This window comes from Fervidibacillus halotolerans (genome assembly GCF_026547205.1).
Taxonomy (GTDB): Bacteria; Bacillota; Bacilli; order Bacillales; family Caldibacillaceae; genus Fervidibacillus; species Fervidibacillus halotolerans.
On the sequence record NZ_CP106877.1, the window covers coordinates 1,317,952 to 1,335,931 of the forward strand.

A 17,980-nucleotide genomic window follows, 5' to 3' on the forward strand; every position below is an offset into this window, starting at 1 on the left:
GATGAATCTATAATCAATTGTAAGGTTCATCGTTAAAATTCGTTAAAGCGGCATCTCGCCGCAAAAAAAATAGAGGGGGGAAAGAAAACCTCTTCGTTCCTTATTCCCCCTCTCCTCCCTTTTGAAGGGAGTTGCTTTCTTCTTGATCATTTGTTTTCATCATATTTAACGGATCTTCAAGTTCAACGGTTAATCGACTTTTTGAGGAAATAACCGTACCCTTTTCCAAGCTTTGATTGATTACATAACCGGTGCCACTATAGGACATTTGGATATTCGTTAAAGATGCGAATTTTAAAACATCCCGTAATGACCAACCGGTTAAATCCGGCATCATCCACGTTCCATCTGATCCAATCAACACCTTTTCTCCTTCCAATAAATGGGTTCCTTCTTCTGGATAAAAGGATGTAACATGGGAACCATTTCCAATTATGATCGGTTCTAATTTTAAATCTTTTAATATATTCAGTGCTTGTTGCACGGATGACCCGGTTAAATCCGGTATTTCACTGACATCGGCAGGGGTAATTCCGTCGTCCGGTTCTATATTCAAATATTGCAAGCTTTTTTTCATGACCGGATTAAAAATCATCGATACTGGTACGGAACCTGCTTCATATTTTTCTTCATCCAAATCCGGTTGTTGCACCATCACATAAACGATCAGTTGTGGATCATCGACAGGTGCAAAGCCGATAAACGAGAAAATATAATTTTCCCAACCGGTTAAATAACCTACACCAGGTTCATAGATTTGGGCCGTTCCCGTCTTCCCTCCCACATCATAACCGTCGATTTGGAACCGGTTGCCTGTTGCACCTACCTCTGTAACCGTCGTCTCTAAAATTTCTCGAACTTGTTTTGCCGTTTTTTCAGATATCGGTGTTCCCACTTCCTTCATATCACTACCCTTGATCATCTTTCCTTCTTCATCGACAATTTTTTCGACCACATACGGGTACATCATCTTCCCATTGTTCGTAATTGCCGTCATTCCTTGAATAAGTTGTAAAGCGGTGACGGAAGAACCTTGTCCATAACTCGTAGCGTATTTATCCCTTTCCCATTGGAATTGAATCGTTCCACTCGCTTCATTTGCTAATCCGATATTCGTTGGTTGACCAAAATGAAAAAGATCCAAATAATGTCTAAACACATCCGTACCCATCTTTTCGACTAAGTAGGAAACACCTACATTCGATGATTTTTGAATTCCTTCCAGAAAAGTAATTTCTCCCCAACCGGTATAGTTATGATCCCGAATAGGTTTTGATCCTTTTACAGTAAAGGATCCTGACATAAAGGTTTCATTCGGATGGAACACCCCTTCTTCAATCGCTGCAGCTAAAGTAAATACTTTCATTGTCGAACCGGGTTCAAAGGCCGTTTCAACGACGATGTTTTGCCAATTTTCATCGATTCCTTCCCGCGTATTTGGGTCAAAGGTCGGACGCTGAGCCATAGCTAATATGGCACCTGTTTTCGCATCGGCTACGATTCCCATCATCTTTACTGGAGAATAAACTTCATCGACTTCACTCATCGCATTTTCTAAAAAGGTTTGAATCTTTTTGTCAATCGTTACATATACTGTATCCCCATTTTCAGGTGGGATGATTTTTGCATCTGTATAGGGTAAAATCAATCCCCATCGATCACTTTTATATTCAATTTTTCCATTTTTGCCTTCTAAATAATTATTCAAAGTTTTTTCTAACCCTATTTGACCGACTAATTTTTCTTCTCCTGATTCATTTGATGGAAGGGCAAAGCCTAATAAATGGGAAGCGAATATACCGTTCGGATAAGCCCGTTTTGATTCCCGTATAAATAATATACCCGGTAAATTCAGACTCTCAATTTTTTCCTTCGTTTCATAAGACAGATTTCTCCCCGCTTCCCCAAACTCTACTTGAAAATAGCCTTCTTTGACCAATTGCAACCGATTGAGAATGTCTTTTTCATCCATAGGAATATATTTTGCCAATTCTTTAGCGGTGTTTTCTGGATCAACGACATGATTCGGTGTTTTTGCATTTTCAGGTGTAACCGAGGGATCCAAGACCGCCACTAATTTATATGCCATCGTATTGATCGCCAGTGGCTCCCCGTTCCGAGTGAGAATCGAACCCCTCTTTCCTTCTAAAATTCTCATCTTTCCGTATTTTTTCTCCGCATATTTTGCAAGAACTTCTCCATCTGCTTGACCTGTTAGCTGAATTGCAAAGAAGCGGTATGCTAATGTAAAAAAGAGCACGCTAAAAAGGAAAAATAGTAGCAATGCTCTTCGATTCATGCTCGGTCGTTTCATGGCGTATGTACACTCTTAATATTATTTTCATCCATTTTTAAACCTAATTTTTCCGCTTCTTTGGCAAGGCGACGATAATCTTTCAATTCGTTAACTTGGGATTGTAAGTCTTGCAATACTTTTTCCTGCTCATCCATTTGCGCTTGGGTCAATTGAATATTCTTATTCACCTGGTATAGGCTTGCTTGGGTAGCGATGATTTTTACAGATAAAAAGCAAAGAACAACAACCATTAAACCGTAAAGAAACTTTTCTCCTTTTGTAATTTTCTTTCGTTTTTTCACTACCCTTTTGTCAATTTGCGGTGAATAAACATCCTGACGTTGCAACTTTCTCGCCAAATTGCTCATTTCAATCCCCCTCCCATTCATTCTTTGATTTTTTCAGCAATCCGGAGCTTTGCAGATCGGGCACGATGATTATTTTCCACTTCTTCTTTTGAAGGCAAAATAGGTTTTTTCGTAATCAGTTTTAACAACGGCTCATACTGTTCTGGAATCACGGGCAAACCGTGGGGTAGTTCCGGTAATTTGCTGTATTTATTGAACACGGATTTTGCGAGGCGATCTTCCAAAGAATGAAAGGTAATGACCGCCAAACGTCCACCCTTATTTAATTTATGAACAGCTTGTTCTAAAGAGGTTTCAAATACATGTAGTTCATCATTGACGGCAATTCTTAATGCTTGAAAAATCCGTTTTGCAGGATGCCCTCCCTTTCTCCTCGCTGGGGCAGGAATCGCTTCTTTAATAATCTCCGCCAATTGACCGGTACTTTCAATCGGTGCATCTTTCCTCTTCGTTTCAATTAAACGGGCAATTTGTTTTGAAAATTTTTCTTCACCGTAACGGAAAAAAATTTTTACTAATTGGTCATACGACCATTCATTGACGATAATCTTTGCTGTTAACGTCTTTCTTTCATCCATCCGCATATCTAACGGTGCATCTTGATGGTAACTAAAGCCTCGTTCGGCAACGTCTAACTGGGGAGATGAAACCCCTAAATCGTATAAGATGCCATCGACTCCCTGAATATTTCTTTCGTCCAACTCTTCTTTCAAATAAACAAAGTTTTTATGAACAAATTCGACTTTGTTTATGTGATTAGCTAATTTTTCTTTCGCGTGGTTGATTGCATGTATATCTTGATCGAAAGCAAATAGTTTGCCTTCGTTGGATAGTCTTTTTACAATTTCAAAACTATGACCAGCCCCACCTAGCGTACAATCGACATAAATACCGTCGGGCTTAATTTTCAAACCTTCGACTGCTTCCTGTAAAAGTACCGTTGTATGTTCAAACATGCTGTTCCTGCCTTTCTATTCCACTCATATTCATCAATGGGTCTAGTCCCATATAATCGATTCGTCATAAATCAAATTCGATCATATTTTCAGCAATTTCTGCAAAGGATTCCTCAGATTTTGCAAAATATTCTTCCCAAATCGTTTTATTCCATATTTCAATACGGTTTGAAACACCAACGATCACACATTCCTTATCAATCTTTCCGTAAGAAATGAGTGGTGTCGGGATATTGATCCGACCTTGTTTATCGATTTCACATTCCGTTGCACCGGAAAAGAAAAACCGTGCAAAGGCTCGTGCATCTTTTTTTGTTAATGGGAGAGATTTTATTTTTTCCTCAATCACTTTCCATTCGTTCATAGGATACCCGAATAAACATTGATCAAGTCCTCGGGTGAGAACAAAAACTTCACCAAGTTGTTCTCGGAATTTAGCGGGAATAATGATTCGTCCTTTCGCATCGACATTATGACGATACTCTCCCATGAACATAGCCGATCCCTCCACTCTATATCACAAATTTACCACAATTCCCCACTTTCTACCACCCTATTTTTCTCCTTTTCCAAAAAATTTTTTGAACAATAAAATTATTTCCATATTTTATAGGTATTTTGGCCTATTTTTCTATGGTAAAGATTCCTCACTGTTAATCAAAAGGCGCAAAAAAAACTGTCCACTAGTGACAGTTCAACTTTTTTCTTATAATTTAACGATATAATGGTATCCATTGATTTCAAAGGGAAGTTCCATTAATCGATCGATTAGATCCATTCCATATTTATTGAAAAAATAGGAAATGTTCCAACATCGCTCTTGAAAACGGCCAAATGGAAATAAATGATTTTCAATTCGATCGTATTTCGTCAAAAGAACCGAATGTTTCCGTTCCATTATTTCCTCAACTTTCTTTTCTAAAAAGAGGAACTGTTGTAAGATCAACTGTTCATTTTTTTTGACGATTCCTTCCAGCCCTTTGTCAAATTCAATAATTCGACGAATGGTTTGTTGGTACGTCCACTCTACTTCCTTCTTCCCCTTTTCGAAATACGAAAGGAGATTTTGGTCCTTTAACATTTCTAACGCTTTCTTTTTTTCCTCTTTTGTTCCTTCCATTAACACCCGGTCAACCTGTAATCCTAATTCTTTGAGTTCCCTTTCCAAATTCCGTTCAAGAAGAGTGATCGTTAATCGGGGGACGATCGGAGGTATACGGAGATTCAATCGTTCAAATACTTCCTTTAATTCCGCCCAATATTGCATTTCGCCCGGTCCAGCCACAAAAGCGATCGTCGGAAATAATAATTCTTGCATCAAGGGGCGAGTAACGACATTATTACTGAAATATTCCGGATTCGATCTAGCCAATTCGATGAGTTCATCTTTTGAAAAAATTTTTCCATTTGCGGAATATACGTTCCCTTCCTTCGTCGTATAAAGCAAATGTCGAATTCCATCCATTTCGTAAAATAAGTGGAAACAGTTTTCGTCCGTATGAATCACTTTTTCCCAACCTTGTTCTAACATTTTTTGCTGACGATTTTTTAAAGCCTCACCGATTTCCTCTCCTTTTTCAATCATACTTATAAAATATGGTGACTCTATTTTTCTTAATTCAAGTTGGGACGAATCGACAAACAATAAGCCGTAGTTTTGAAATAGTTCATTGGAAATCGCAACAAAAAAATCCGTGTACGTTTCAGCCTTTGTAAGCTGCCTATTGTAAAAGGACAATAAATGCTTGGAATATTCCGTTTCTCCAAATATTTGAATTAACTCTTCATACCATTTACGAAGACGTGCATGATCAAGTTGTCTTTTTGAAACGATATGTTTTACATGATAGGAATCATCATTATATTGTTTTTTCTTTAAAATATGCTCCTCTTCTACATATACATGGTTTATTTCTAGAAAATCATGATCTTCCCCAGCAACCCAAAAAATAGGAACGACAGGAATCCGAAGTCTCGCTTCCTTTTCCTTTGCCAATAGGACAATCGTCATCATTTTGTAAATTGTATATAAAGGTCCTGTCAATAAGCCCGCTTGCTGTCCACCGATTACAACGACGCTATCTTTCCTTTCAAGTTTTATCAATGACTTTTCAACATTTTTTGATATGGAAAATCGCTTCATATATTGTCGAATATGCCGAGTTACTTCTTTCCTTGGAAATTTTCGACTTTCCAATTCCCGAATTCGTTCCTCATCTCCGATTGGATTTTTAAGCGGATAATGATAATAGGGATGGCTACCATTTTTTACATATTCGTTCAAAACAACGTTTTTATAAGGTAAAAAAAAGCGGGACAATTCCATCGGACGTATCTCCCTTTCTCATTTTTCTAATGTTTAAGTATAACAAAGGTTTCCTGGGGATAAAAGAATTTCGCTATAAATAACGAAAGGCGTATGAAAGAAGCCCGTATACCATGAAAACAACGTAAAGGAGACCAAAAAGTAGAAAGAGCATTCTCCAAAACTTATGAAAAACAAGTTTCATATCGAATCGGTTCGTTTTTTTCCAATAAATGAAGGCAAACAAGCAAAAAAGGAGAATTAACAAAAGGAGAAAGAGCAAAAAAAAGGATTTTTCCCAGATTACTTCCATTAAAAAATAAACGGACAATAATAAAAAAGGAACGGAACCATCCGCTGCTAATTTGAATGATCGGTTGTCATCCTTTAAGCGTAAATTTAAAATGAATAATAGTAATAAAAAGAAAAATAGCGGTGAAAAAATAAAGAAAGTGATAATACTCGTAAATAGTTGTGCCATCCCTACCTCTCCTTCATTCCATTCCCTTCACTGCGTTGTATAAAAATTTTAAAAGGGAAAGGGGATAAGATTTTCCTTCAGCTTTTTTCAACAGAAATCCTAAAATCCCGTCAATTTCTGTTTGTCGCCCTTCCATCACATCTTTACACATGGAGGAATAATTTTCCCCGGTCTTTTCACAAATCGATACGATACGGCGAAATTCATCGTCCTGATCCGTTAATTCCAATACGTTTGCCACCTCATAAAAAACCGATTTCATCAATTGAAAATAATACGGATTCGTAACCAATTGACCGTTTTTCACCTGAAGAAGGGCTGTAAGGGGATTGATTACGGCATTGACTATCAATTTGTCCATCAACATTTTTTCATAATTTTCCGTCGCCTCAAAGGGAAATCCTTGTTTAGACAATTGTTTGGCAAAGGTAAAAGATAACTCCGATTTTCCGCGATACATTGCCAAAATTGTTCGTCCACATCCAGTAAAATGGACAACATGATCCGACAGTCGATATGCACCGTGTTCGACCGTACCGAGTACGATCGAAGTGTACGGAAGTGTCTTCAAATCGTCCAAATGCCCCATCCCGTTTTGCAAAAAAAGAAGGGGAATGTTCATCGGTACGTTTTTCAACTGATCCACTACCGCACGGATCCCATACTGCTTCACTGCCACAATCACTAGCTGTTCTTTCACTAAAGATTTAAGTGAACAAGTTGCAGAAACTTTTTTTACAGAGCGAATATCTTTATTGATCAGTTTGATGCCCTTTTCATTAATCGCATCCGCCTGTTCTTTCCTACGACAATAAAGGGTCACATCATGATGATCGTTTAAAAAATGAGCGAACAATAGTCCGATTGAACCTGCTCCAATGATTCCGATTTTCAAAAAAATCATCCACCATTCTTCATTCTCTACTTAACATATTAGCAAAAATTGGTTTTCTAATGAACGGTATTTTTCTTTTTTTTATCCCAATTTCAACAATTTTTTTAATCGAATATGAATACGATTCCAATTATACGTAAAAAATGACCTTTTGTCCGACAGGAAAATGAGAAAAAGAGCCGAATCGTCGGCCCTTCGTTATACCGGATATACAGGATGTTTCCGTTCACTAAAAGTAAGGTCTTTCGTTTCATAGAAGGCAAACCGTTCTATAAGGACGTTTCGTAATTCATTCGGATCCACGATTTCGTCGACAATTAACTCCGATGCTAATTTGTAAATATCGATATGTTCCCTATATTCCCTTTCCTTTTCATCGATGAACGCTTGTCGTTCCACTTTATCTTCAATTTCTTGAATTTTATTCGAATAAACAGCATTTACGGCCGCCTCTGGACCCATGACCGCTATTTGCGCCGTAGGTAAAGCGATACATACATCCGGTTCAAAGGCTGGGCCCGCCATCGCATAAAGCCCTGCTCCATAAGCTTTACGTACAATGACTGATATTTTTGGAACCGTTGCGGAACTCATCGCTGCGATCATTTTTGCACCGTGCCGGATAATTCCCGCCCGTTCCACTTTCGTCCCGATCATAAAACCGGGCACGTCCGCCAGAAATAAGAGGGGGATGTTGAAAGCATCGCAAAGGGTGATAAACCTTGCCGCCTTATCCGCAGAATCGACAAACAATACCCCTCCCTTGATCCTCGGTTGATTCGCAACAATTCCAACTACCCGTCCACCAATTCTCGCCAAACCGGTGATGATTTCCGGAGCGAATAATTTTTTTATTTCAAAAAAACTTCCCTCATCAATTAATGCTTCGATACAGTCGTACATATTAAACGGAATATTTTGATTCGTAGGAATCACTTCATTCAAATCCCCTATGAAAGAGGGTTCCTTTGACTTTTCCTTTTTCGGCAAGGTGGAATAGTTTTGTGGAAAATAGTCGATATATTTTTTCGCTACTTCTAACGCTTCTTCCTCGGTATCGGCTAAATAATCTCCGCAACCGCTTACAGTGCAGTGCATCCTCGCCCCACCCATTTCTTCTAAAGTGACCTTTTCTCCGATAACCTTTTCTGCCATTCGGGGGGAACCGAGATACATGGAAGAATTTTTGTCTACCATGATGACGATGTCACAAAATGCAGGAATATAAGCCCCTCCTGCAGCAGATGGTCCAAATAATATACAAATTTGCGGAACCATCCCACTCATTTTCACTTGATTGTAAAAGATTCTTCCTGCACCTCTGCGGTTTGGAAACATTTCCAACTGATCGGTAATCCGGGCACCGGCGGAATCGACTAAATAAAACATCGGCACTTTTAATTTCATGGCTACTTCTTGCATTCGGATAATTTTTTCTACCGTTCTTGCACCCCAAGAACCTGCTTTCACCGTTGAATCGTTGGCCATGACACAAACGGTTCTTCCCTTTACCTTCCCAATTGCTGTAACGACCCCATCAGCCGGTAAATCCCCCTGTTGACAATTGGCAAAAAGACCGTCCTCTTCATAACGACCGTCGTCGAATAATTTTTTGAGACGAACCCGGACGAATAATTTGTTTTGTTTTTTTAATTTTTTATGATATTTTTCATCTCCACCGCGATAAATGTTTTCCCGTATTCCTTTCAAGTTTGTAACCCTTTGATCCATTTTCTCCCAACCCCATTCCATCGCTTATTCTAAAGAAATAAGTACATCGCCTTCGTTAACAAAATCCCCTTCCTGTACTCGAACTTCCTTTACCGTTCCGGCTGTTTCACATTCAATCGGGATTTCCATTTTCATCGATTCTAAAATGATAACCGGTTGACCAATTTCTACTTTTTCTCCAGGAGATACGTTGATTCGATAAATAGTCCCAGCCATTTTTGCTTCGATAAATGCCATATTCATTCCTCCTATCGATCTTTCATTTTTCCGCGATTTCAATGTTGTTTATAGTAATATTCGACGATATCCGTTTTTTTCCTTCATTTTTTGTAAACGTTTAAATGTTTCATTCTCGAAAATTTAAAATAATTTATATATAATATTAAAAAAGCGTTCATTTCTTAAGGAGGAAAGACTATGACGGTTCGAGTAGAAAGATTGAAAATTAATTACAAAACGTTGGAAGAATTTAAGAAATTTAAAGAATATGGTTTGCAAGAGCTTTCCATGTTAGAGGACTTGGAAGCGAATATCATTGAAAATGATAGTGATTCCCCCTTTTATGGCATTTACTACGGTGAAAGATTAGTCGCGAGGATGAGTTTGTATCGAGTGAGTCGAGAGTACAACAAATATTTTGAACCGGCTACCGATTATTTGGAACTTTGGAAATTAGAAGTGCTACCTGATTTTCAAAATCAAGGGTTCGGGACCGCCCTCGTCGATTTTGCGAAAGGTTTCGGATTACCAATTAAAACAAATGCGAGAATGCAATCGAAAGAATTTTGGTTAAAACAAGGGTTCGTCCCTGCCCATTACGATATGGAACGGGATTTAGGGGAAAATCCGCTAATTTGGATGCCTGTCGGTTTTTCTGAAAAAAAATAAAACTTTCGGGCGGTTTCTTCCTTTCCAATTGGATCCTTCGCCCGACTATTCTTAAACATTCAATTTCAAACATTCCTATATCCGTATCGATCCTTTGGTTCCATCCCTTTTCTTTCGGGCTCATTCCTTCTCCATTTCTTCCTTTTCCGTTTTAGTCAACGTTCTCGCTTTTTCCAAAATGGTTAATAAAGACACATATTCATCTTTTAATTCTTTATTTTCCTTTACTAATTTCTCATTCTCCTTTTCCAACTCCTTCAGACGATTTTCCATGAAAAGGAGTTTTTCTTGATAATTATTTTCTGTATTTTCTAAATTTGCTTCGAAAAGATGTTCCCTTTCCTTCATATTCTGTAAAAATTCAATAACATCTTCTAAACGAATCGATGTTTTTTTCCCCTGTTCCGATACAGCTTCCAATTCTCCAGTGTTTTGACGAATTCCTCGTTTTCCTTCCTTCCGTTGCTTTTTCGCTAATTCTATCGCCGATTGATATTGTTTGCGAACGGTAGAGTTCCAACGGAAGCCACAGGCAGCTGCAGTCCGATTTAATTTTTTTCCTACTTCATCGAAAGCTTTCAATTGGGTGCTACCTTCCCGAATATGTCTTAAAACCACTTCCGCAAGAAGCAGATCTTCATCCTTCGTCCAAGCATCTTGTCGCACCGAAGTCATCAAATCCCCTCCCTTATCGAATTTCCATTCGTCATTCAAATATATGCAAGTAGTAGAAACGATAGACTGGGATTTGAGAAAGTTTCCTAAAAATTCAGAGAGGATATTTTAAAATAAAATGAAGTTTACGAAAAATGTAGAGGATTATGTTGTTGGACGGTTTGAAACGAGGGAGGAGGATGAAAACCGAGGAATATTTTTATAAAAATAAAAAGAAGCCATTTTATGTAGGCTTCTTTATTTCACTTATTTATTAATAACTTCTTCACCTTTATAAGTTCCACAGTTTTTGCACACCCGATGGGCCAATTTCATTTCACCACAATTCGGACATTCTACCATACCGGGAACTTGTAATTTAAAATGCGTACGACGCAAACGTTTTTTCATTTTGGAAGTTCTTCTAAAAGGTACAGCCATAGTTTACACCTCCTTACAAGGAATCTACCATCCTATTCATCCTTTTCTTGATGAAAAAAATTAGCTAAATCCGCTAAGCGAGGATCGACTCTTTTTTCATTCAGACGATCAGGATCTTGGATGAACTCCCAATCCACACCCTTTTTTTGTTCAGTTGGAATTTGGTCATCCTTTTCATTGTACACTTGAATAGGAATTTCAATCAAGATTAATTCTTCAATAATCGGTGTAAGGTCGATCATCTCTCCTTGAATGGGATGAATATTTTCCTGTTCTTCCCAATCTTCACCGGTCGAATCTTGTACGAAAATTTCCGTCGTTCGGATGTCAATTGGGAAATGAACATCTCGTAACGTTCTCGAACTTGGTAACACCATCTCACCGGTTATATGTAAGTGAAAGGTGACTTTTTTCGAGTCCAAATCGACATTTCCAACGATACGAATCGGAGAAATGGAGCGAATTTGATGATCCCTTTCTTTTAAATGGTCAAATGGAACCGTTTTGTCAAACTGAATTCCATTTTTCTTAAACTTTTGTAGCTGAACGATGGACCATTTCATCATAAATTCACCTCAAGACAACAAAAGTAATTATATCTTTCATTTTCTTATTTGTCAATACAATTTTCTTTACAGACCGTAAGAGCCACATACGATGTTTAATTAGTATTTGAAATTTTAGCTTCTTTCATACGGATCAACAGGATAGAAATTTTCATCCAAACGTGATAATGTATTGATAAAAAAAGGAGTAGGCGAATGAAATGTGCAGGAATTGTTGTAGAGTATAATCCATTCCATAACGGTCATTTATACCATTTACAAAAAACAGTGGAAAAAACCGGCGCAGATTGTATCATCGCCGTGATGAGTGGGAATTTTTTGCAACGGGGAGAACCTGCCCTCGTATCGAAGTTTTCCCGTACGAAGATGGCATTAGCTGCGGGGGTCGATTTAGTCGTTGAACTACCTTATGCCTTTGCCACTCAAAAGGCAGAAACTTTCGCAACTGGAGCGGTCCAAATTTTGGCCGATTTAGGATGCCAGTACTTATGTTTCGGCAGTGAGTCGGGGAAGATCGATGATTTTTATCGGACGATGAATTTTATTGAACAAAATAAAGAATTGTTTAACCGTTCCGTTCAAACATATATGAAAACGGGCATCAGTTATCCGAAAGCTTGTTCCATGGCCTTTCGTTCGTTAAATCCTACTGGAATGATGGTCGATTTAAGTAAGCCAAATAATATTTTAGGCTATCACTACATGAAAGCGATCAAGAAGCAACATCGTTCGATTACCCCAATAACGATCAAACGAATCCATTCCGATTACCATGAAAACAACCTATCTCCAAAGGGCATTTCTAGTGCAACGAGCATCCGACAAGCACTATTTTCTCAAACATCTTTTCCGATCGAAGCACATGTACCGAAAACTACTTGGAATGAGCTAATACGGTTTAAAAAGGAGTATGGAACCTTCGCCCATTGGGAACGATATTGGTCATTTTTACAGTACCGACTGTTACATATTAGACCGAAGGATTTAAAAAACATATACGAAGTTGAAGAAGGGATCGAACATCGATTAATTGGGATGGCTAAAGAGGCAAGCCATTTCCAAGCATTTATGGAAAAATTGAAAACAAAAAGATATACTTGGACCCGCTTGCAACGAATTATAACCCATATTTTAACAAATACGACAAAAGAAGAAATGGAAAGACGGAGTGAAAAGGTGGATTATATTCGCATCCTCGGATTAAATGAAAGGGGGAGAAAGTATTTACGAAAATACAAAGACTCCTTTCCAACCCCGATTATTTCGAAAATTTCTTCATTAACTGAGGAGAAAATCTATCTCGATGTAAGAGCTGGCCGGACATATGCCTTCGGATTTGATCCCCCTTTTCGTCAACAAATGATTCAACTGGAATATGCTCGGCCACCGATTATTTTGGAATCCGATGGTCGACCATCCATTTCATAAGAGAAAGGTTAAGCGTCGGATATGTACAGCCTACAACTTCCTTCCATCAACATTTTCCTTTAAAAAAATACAATCGATCTTTATAACAACTAGTGTGTTATCCTCCCCTTCCTATTCTTTAGAAGGGGAGGTTTCCTTTCCATTTCAAAAATTTAAGGAGAAATTGTAAAAGTTGTTGTTAAAACCTCGGCTTCCATACGATGATTTCTAGCGTTTTCTTTAACTTGACGTTTTATTTCCCTTCTAGGAATCCTTTTTTGGTTTTAAATGTTTTAAATATGTTAACGCCTCTTCAAAGGTATCCACGGGGACTATTTTCATATTCGTATCGATATCTTTAGCCGTCTCTTTTGCTACCTCATAATTAGATCCCTTCTTTCCCCCTTCCCTCGGTGCAAAGAAGATTTCCGCCCCTGCTTTATGTGCAGCAACAACCTTTTGATCAATCCCACCAATCGGACCGACCTCGCCTTTTTCATTGATCGTTCCAGTTCCCGCAATTAAATATCCCTTCGTTAAATCATCCTCTGTTAACTGATTATACAATTCTAAGGAGAACATTAATCCTGCAGAGGGGCCACCAATTTGATCGGTGTCAATGGTCACTTTTGGATCTGTAATCACTGTCTTATCATCCACCAGGGTGATCCCGATCCCTGGTTTTTGAATGGTTGGTATCAATTGAATGGTCAATTCCTTTGTCAACTTTTCCCCTTCTCGAATAAACGTAATCACACACACATCTCCAACGTCCTTTTGCTGAACGTATGTTGTAAATTCCTCCGTCGATTGAAAGGAGTGACCGTCAATAGCCACAATCCGATCGCCTGGACGTAAAATGCTCGCTGCAGGAGTTCCTTCCAATGTCCGTAAAACGTAAATTCCATTATATGTCACTTCAACCGATTTACCCGCTTTTTCAAAGGCCACTTGTAAAGCATTCTCCTTTGAGCTTTCCATTAAATATAATTGACGAACGTGATACTCCTCATCCGTTTCATCTTCATAACGAATCGCCTCTTTCGGTTCCACTTCATAATAATCTTTTAACTTTGCAAAAAGAAAGGAAAAAATCGTCGCCTTTCCAATGCTTACCGTTGTTAACATAAAGTCGCCCGTTTCTGTATAACCGTTTTCCACTTTAATGACATCATCTAATTCTTTCGCCATTCCTGGACTTGTTACGTAATAAGGTAATGGAAAGAAATTAATTATAATAAAGCTCAACGTAATGAACAATGTAATCAAAAGGGTTCTTTTTTTGTTCAATTTTTGGACTCCTTCCATTTCTTAATTACAGAATGAATATCCTTCATCCTTTTTTTCGCTTCCTTTTCTCCTAATTGAATGATTTCTTCCACATTCGTAAATGAATAGGAGCTAAACATTTGAACAGGTGGTTGGATGATTACATCGGATTTGTATCCCCGATTTCGTACAATCTCCATTTGCATAATATCAATACTTTGTAAAATAATATCATAGATTGATTGGATTTGGGCATTTTTTTTAAACCCTGCAACGTCGACACCGATAACGATATCCGCCCCCATTTCCTTTACGACGGAGACCGGTACTCGATCGACAACTCCCCCATCCACAAGCATTCTCCCGTCAATTTTCTCTGGAGTAAATATACCCGGTATAGCAATACTCGCCCTTACCGCATCGGCAACGGGTCCCTTTCGAAAAACGACCTTTTCCCCCGTTTCGATATCTGTTGCGACAATGGCGACAGGAATGTGTAAGTCTTCAATGTTTTTATTATACGAAAATATACGAATAAAATCTTTTAATCGATTTCCTGCAATAAACCCTAATTTAGGTACGGTAAAATCGAGGAAATATTTTCGTTTAAATGCGATTGAAAATTTCTCTAATTGTTCAATTTTTTGTCCTGCTGCATAAAAGGAACCGACAATCGCTCCGATGCTACTACCGGCTATATAGGAAATCGGAATCTTTTCCTGTTCGAACACCTTTAAAACCCCGAGATGGGCCAATCCCCTTGCTCCACCTGCTCCTAGTGCCAATCCAATTTTCGGTTCAGCCACTCCAATCTCCCCTTTCTTTCGGTAATCCATATGTACGAAACAGAAAGTTATGCAATTTTTTAACGGCATGTCTTTTTTTAAGAATACGCTCATACATTGAAAAAGGAGAGACGGCATCTCACAATTTCAATTTTGGAATCATTGGTTATCGAAAGCCTTCGCTTTAAAGAGGGAGGAAAAACCTTTGCTCCGTTCAAATTGGATCACCCTTCTGTATAATATTCCTATTAGCATTATCGCCTTTGCCCTCGTTTTGTTTCCGAAAGAAGCCCTAGATGCTTCAGTAAAAGGATTGGAAACTTGGTGGAAAATCGTTTTCCCTTCTTTACTTCCCTTTTTTATCGTGTCAGAGTTATTAATTGCCTTCGGAGTAGTAAAGTTCATTGGTATTCTTTTGGAACCGATTATGCGACCTTTCTTCCGCACCCCTGGAATCGGTGGATTCGTTTGGGCGATGGGGATGGTCGCTGGAAATCCCGCCGGTGCAAAATTAACGGTAAGACTACGGAATGAAAACATGCTTTCGCAGCAGGAAGCGGAAAAGATCGTCGCTTTTACGAGTTCCGCCAATCCGCTTTTCATCTTCGGTGCAGTTTCCGCTGGCTTTTTTCAAAATGAAAAAATCGGAACGGTGTTCGCCCTATCCCATTATGTAAGCAATATATTCGTCGGATTTTTGATGCGATTTTACGGAAAAATGGAGCGAAAAAGGGAAAGAAGAAAATTTTTGTTAAAGGAAGCCTTCGTTCATATGCATAAAACGAGAATAGAAAATCGTCGTCCTTTTGGAAAAATCCTTGGGGATGCAGTCATTTCCTCCATTCAAACGTTGTTAATGATCGGTGGGTTTATTATCTTCTTTTCTGTTTTAAACCGACTCTTTACCATCATTCATATAACGGAACTATTCGCCCTAATGATTCAACCGATTTTTTCCATCCTTCATTTACCGAATGAACTGAGCCTTCCCTTTTTATCCGGATTGTTCGAGATGACAATCGGAAGCAAGATGGTCAGTGATGTGGAAAATGTACGATTATTGGAAAAGGCGATCGTGGTCAGCTTCCTTCTTGCCTTCGGTGGCTTTAGTATACAAGCTCAAGTAGGCAGTATTTTAGCCGAATCGGATATTCGTTTTCAACCGTTTTTTCTCGGGCGGTGTTTGCAAGGGGTTTTCGCCAGTATTTTGACCATTCTATTATGGAAACCCGTTTATGAAGCAGGGATGGAGAAGAGTTCGGATGTAACGACCGTTTTCTTGTTTTTTGAACAAGCCTATTACACCCAACTGTTTCAACGATTTATTGAAATCGGTCCAATCATAACCATTGTTTCAATCATTGTATATATATTCTTATATATTCGAAAACACTTTTTAAAAAGATGAATAAGTCGAAGGGGGACAGATCATCCATCCGTCCCCCTTCATTTCTTCATTTTCGCAAATTTTTCTCTTAATGCTTTCTCGACGACGGGTGGCACGAGATCGGAAATATTTCCGTTATATTTTGCCACTTCCTTTACGATACTCGAACTTAAAAATGAATATTGATTATTCGTCATCATGAAAAACGTTTCAATCTGTTCATCGAGCTTTCGATTCATCGATGTAATCCGTAATTCGTATTCAAAATCAGAAACAGCTCGTAACCCTCTCAAAATGACTTGAGCATTGACCTTTTTCGCGTAGTCAACTAATAACCCGTCAAAGGAATCGACGATCACATTTGGAAAATCCTTCGTCGCTTCTTCAATTAATCGAATTCGTTCTTCCTTTGTAAACAGAGATTTTTTGCCAGAATTGTTTAAAATACATACATAAACTTTGTCGAAGATTTGTGCGCCCCTTGAAATAATATCCATATGTCCGTTTGTAATCGGATCGAAACTCCCAGGGCAAACCGCTACCCGTTGCATTTTTTTCCTCCCTTAATGAACGACTTATTATCAAATTAGGCAAAATGGTTAAAAATCATCCGTCGTCAATCCCATTTAAAGGAAAACCAATCGAATCGTTTGAAAGAAAATGGTTGAGGAAAACGAGATGATTCAACCGAAATGAAAATTATCCATTTCCCGATTCATTTAAAAAATACTTGCACCCTTTTCCAATGATGTAATCAAGTTCCAAAAAAATTGAATGGAAAAGGGGGGCCGAGTCATAAAGAATTTCGGAATCAAGGGGATGTGGATCCCATTTTGTAAATGGATAATGCGATTGATCCGTAACGGGTCGTTTTCATTTTGTTAAGGAGACCATATGTATCGGGCAATGACATGTCCGAACTATGTTCACAAACGAGGGACCCGCCATTTTCAAGTAGTCGATAGTCGTTTACCATCTGTAATATTTCGTGATAATGTTTGATTTTTTTATATGGTGGGTCGAGCCAAATCACCTGAAAGACAATCTTTCGATGAATGATGATTTTCAATGCCCGCCTCCAATCATTTTTATACACTTCCGCAAAATCCATAAGTTGACAAGTAGCCAGGTTAGACCGAATCGTTTCAATCGCTTTCGGATGGTGGTCGACAAACAATACCTTTTCAAGACCCCTACTTAATCCTTCAATTCCTAATCCACCACTTCCAGCGAATAAATCTAAACCCCATCCGCCATCAAAATACGGCCCGATTATATTAAACATACTTTCTTTTACTTTATCGGTCGTCGGTCGGGTATTTTGTCCAGGTACCGCTTTTAACAATCGGCCTTTTTTTGAACCGGAAATAACTCTCACAATATCACCTTGTTTAACGGTTATATTTTCTTTACTATGCTAACATAAATCGACAAAAAAAAATAGATGATTTTTCATCGTACACGTTGATTAACCGAACATTTTTCGACAAAAACTGATGTTTTTTTTACCTAATCCATGTATATATTTCATCCCATTGGTCATACTGATAA

At 38.4% G+C, this 17,980-nt stretch carries 19 protein-coding genes; 3 read left to right on the plus strand and 16 right to left on the minus strand.

Going from position 1 to position 17,980, the window contains the following annotated elements:
* Positions 1 to 100 precede the first annotated feature (100 nt).
* The 9 genes from OE105_RS06195 to OE105_RS06235 all read right to left on the minus strand — a co-directional run bounded on the left by OE105_RS06195 (position 101) and on the right by OE105_RS06235 (position 9,269).
* On the minus strand, positions 101 to 2,314 hold the full coding sequence (locus tag OE105_RS06195) for a penicillin-binding protein (RefSeq protein WP_275421878.1): 2,214 nt from the start codon (positions 2,312 to 2,314) through the stop codon (positions 101 to 103).
* The gene (gene ftsL, locus OE105_RS06200) at positions 2,311 to 2,664 is read right to left on the minus strand and encodes a cell division protein FtsL (protein WP_275421879.1); all 354 of its coding nucleotides are present in this window, start codon (positions 2,662 to 2,664) and stop codon (positions 2,311 to 2,313) included. The genes OE105_RS06195 and ftsL overlap by 4 nt, the downstream gene beginning before the upstream one ends.
* Before the next feature lie 17 nt (positions 2,665 to 2,681).
* On the minus strand, positions 2,682 to 3,620 hold the full coding sequence (gene rsmH, locus OE105_RS06205; RefSeq protein WP_275421880.1) for a 16S rRNA (cytosine(1402)-N(4))-methyltransferase RsmH: 939 nt from the start codon (positions 3,618 to 3,620) through the stop codon (positions 2,682 to 2,684).
* 64 nt (positions 3,621 to 3,684) lie between these two features.
* Positions 3,685 to 4,116 carry a division/cell wall cluster transcriptional repressor MraZ gene (mraZ, locus tag OE105_RS06210; RefSeq protein WP_275421881.1) on the minus strand — a complete coding sequence of 144 codons (432 nt, stop codon included), beginning with the start codon at positions 4,114 to 4,116 and terminating at the stop codon, positions 3,685 to 3,687.
* A 210-nt stretch (positions 4,117 to 4,326) separates the two neighbouring features.
* Positions 4,327 to 5,946, minus strand: a complete 1,620-nt coding sequence (gene bshC / locus OE105_RS06215) for a bacillithiol biosynthesis cysteine-adding enzyme BshC (RefSeq protein WP_275421882.1) — start codon at positions 5,944 to 5,946, stop codon at positions 4,327 to 4,329.
* Positions 5,947 to 6,019: 73 nt separating this feature from the next.
* A complete protein-coding gene (locus OE105_RS06220; protein WP_275421883.1) occupies positions 6,020 to 6,406 on the minus strand; it encodes a DUF3397 family protein in 387 nt (128 codons plus the stop codon).
* Between the two features lie 13 nt (positions 6,407 to 6,419).
* Complete coding sequence (locus tag OE105_RS06225; RefSeq protein WP_275421884.1) at positions 6,420 to 7,301, minus strand: 2-dehydropantoate 2-reductase; 882 nt, start codon at positions 7,299 to 7,301, stop codon at positions 6,420 to 6,422.
* Positions 7,302 to 7,499: 198 nt separating this feature from the next.
* Positions 7,500 to 9,032 carry an acyl-CoA carboxylase subunit beta gene (locus OE105_RS06230; RefSeq protein ID WP_275421885.1) on the minus strand — a complete coding sequence of 511 codons (1,533 nt, stop codon included), beginning with the start codon at positions 9,030 to 9,032 and terminating at the stop codon, positions 7,500 to 7,502.
* A 24-nt stretch (positions 9,033 to 9,056) separates the two neighbouring features.
* Positions 9,057 to 9,269, minus strand: coding sequence for an acetyl-CoA carboxylase biotin carboxyl carrier protein subunit (locus OE105_RS06235; protein ID WP_275421886.1), 213 nt, complete (start codon positions 9,267 to 9,269; stop codon positions 9,057 to 9,059).
* Between the two features lie 180 nt (positions 9,270 to 9,449).
* Between OE105_RS06235 and OE105_RS06240 the strand changes: the two genes are divergently transcribed.
* Entirely contained in the window at positions 9,450 to 9,920 is a 471-nt protein-coding gene (locus OE105_RS06240) for an N-acetyltransferase (RefSeq protein ID WP_275421887.1), read from the plus strand.
* Between the two features lie 120 nt (positions 9,921 to 10,040).
* Here OE105_RS06240 and OE105_RS06245 read toward each other — a convergent pair whose 3' ends face one another.
* From OE105_RS06245 to OE105_RS06255, 3 genes are all read right to left on the minus strand, one after another.
* Positions 10,041 to 10,595: an RsfA family transcriptional regulator gene (locus OE105_RS06245; protein WP_275421888.1), complete on the minus strand. Its 555-nt coding sequence runs from the start codon at positions 10,593 to 10,595 to the stop codon at positions 10,041 to 10,043.
* Positions 10,596 to 10,841: 246 nt separating this feature from the next.
* A complete protein-coding gene (gene rpmF, locus OE105_RS06250; protein ID WP_275421889.1) occupies positions 10,842 to 11,015 on the minus strand; it encodes a 50S ribosomal protein L32 in 174 nt (57 codons plus the stop codon).
* A gap of 32 nt (positions 11,016 to 11,047) precedes the next feature.
* Positions 11,048 to 11,578: a YceD family protein gene (locus OE105_RS06255; RefSeq protein ID WP_420842590.1), complete on the minus strand. Its 531-nt coding sequence runs from the start codon at positions 11,576 to 11,578 to the stop codon at positions 11,048 to 11,050.
* Between the two features lie 198 nt (positions 11,579 to 11,776).
* Between OE105_RS06255 and OE105_RS06260 the strand changes: the two genes are divergently transcribed.
* On the plus strand, positions 11,777 to 13,009 hold the full coding sequence (locus OE105_RS06260; protein ID WP_275421891.1) for a nucleotidyltransferase: 1,233 nt from the start codon (positions 11,777 to 11,779) through the stop codon (positions 13,007 to 13,009).
* A gap of 243 nt (positions 13,010 to 13,252) precedes the next feature.
* Here the strand turns inward: OE105_RS06260 and OE105_RS06265 are convergent, their stop codons facing one another.
* Positions 13,253 to 14,278 carry a SepM family pheromone-processing serine protease gene (locus OE105_RS06265; RefSeq protein ID WP_275421892.1) on the minus strand — a complete coding sequence of 342 codons (1,026 nt, stop codon included), beginning with the start codon at positions 14,276 to 14,278 and terminating at the stop codon, positions 13,253 to 13,255.
* Positions 14,275 to 15,063, minus strand: a complete 789-nt coding sequence (locus OE105_RS06270; RefSeq protein WP_275421893.1) for a patatin-like phospholipase family protein — start codon at positions 15,061 to 15,063, stop codon at positions 14,275 to 14,277. The genes OE105_RS06265 and OE105_RS06270 overlap by 4 nt, the downstream gene beginning before the upstream one ends.
* A gap of 184 nt (positions 15,064 to 15,247) precedes the next feature.
* Between OE105_RS06270 and ylbJ the strand changes: the two genes are divergently transcribed.
* The gene (gene ylbJ, locus OE105_RS06275; protein ID WP_275421894.1) at positions 15,248 to 16,450 is read left to right on the plus strand and encodes a sporulation integral membrane protein YlbJ; all 1,203 of its coding nucleotides are present in this window, start codon (positions 15,248 to 15,250) and stop codon (positions 16,448 to 16,450) included.
* A 38-nt stretch (positions 16,451 to 16,488) separates the two neighbouring features.
* Here the strand turns inward: ylbJ and coaD are convergent, their stop codons facing one another.
* On the minus strand, positions 16,489 to 16,980 hold the full coding sequence (gene coaD, locus OE105_RS06280; RefSeq protein WP_275421895.1) for a pantetheine-phosphate adenylyltransferase: 492 nt from the start codon (positions 16,978 to 16,980) through the stop codon (positions 16,489 to 16,491).
* A gap of 260 nt (positions 16,981 to 17,240) precedes the next feature.
* Positions 17,241 to 17,807, minus strand: a complete 567-nt coding sequence (gene rsmD / locus OE105_RS06285; protein ID WP_275421896.1) for a 16S rRNA (guanine(966)-N(2))-methyltransferase RsmD — start codon at positions 17,805 to 17,807, stop codon at positions 17,241 to 17,243.
* Positions 17,808 to 17,980 lie beyond the last annotated feature (173 nt).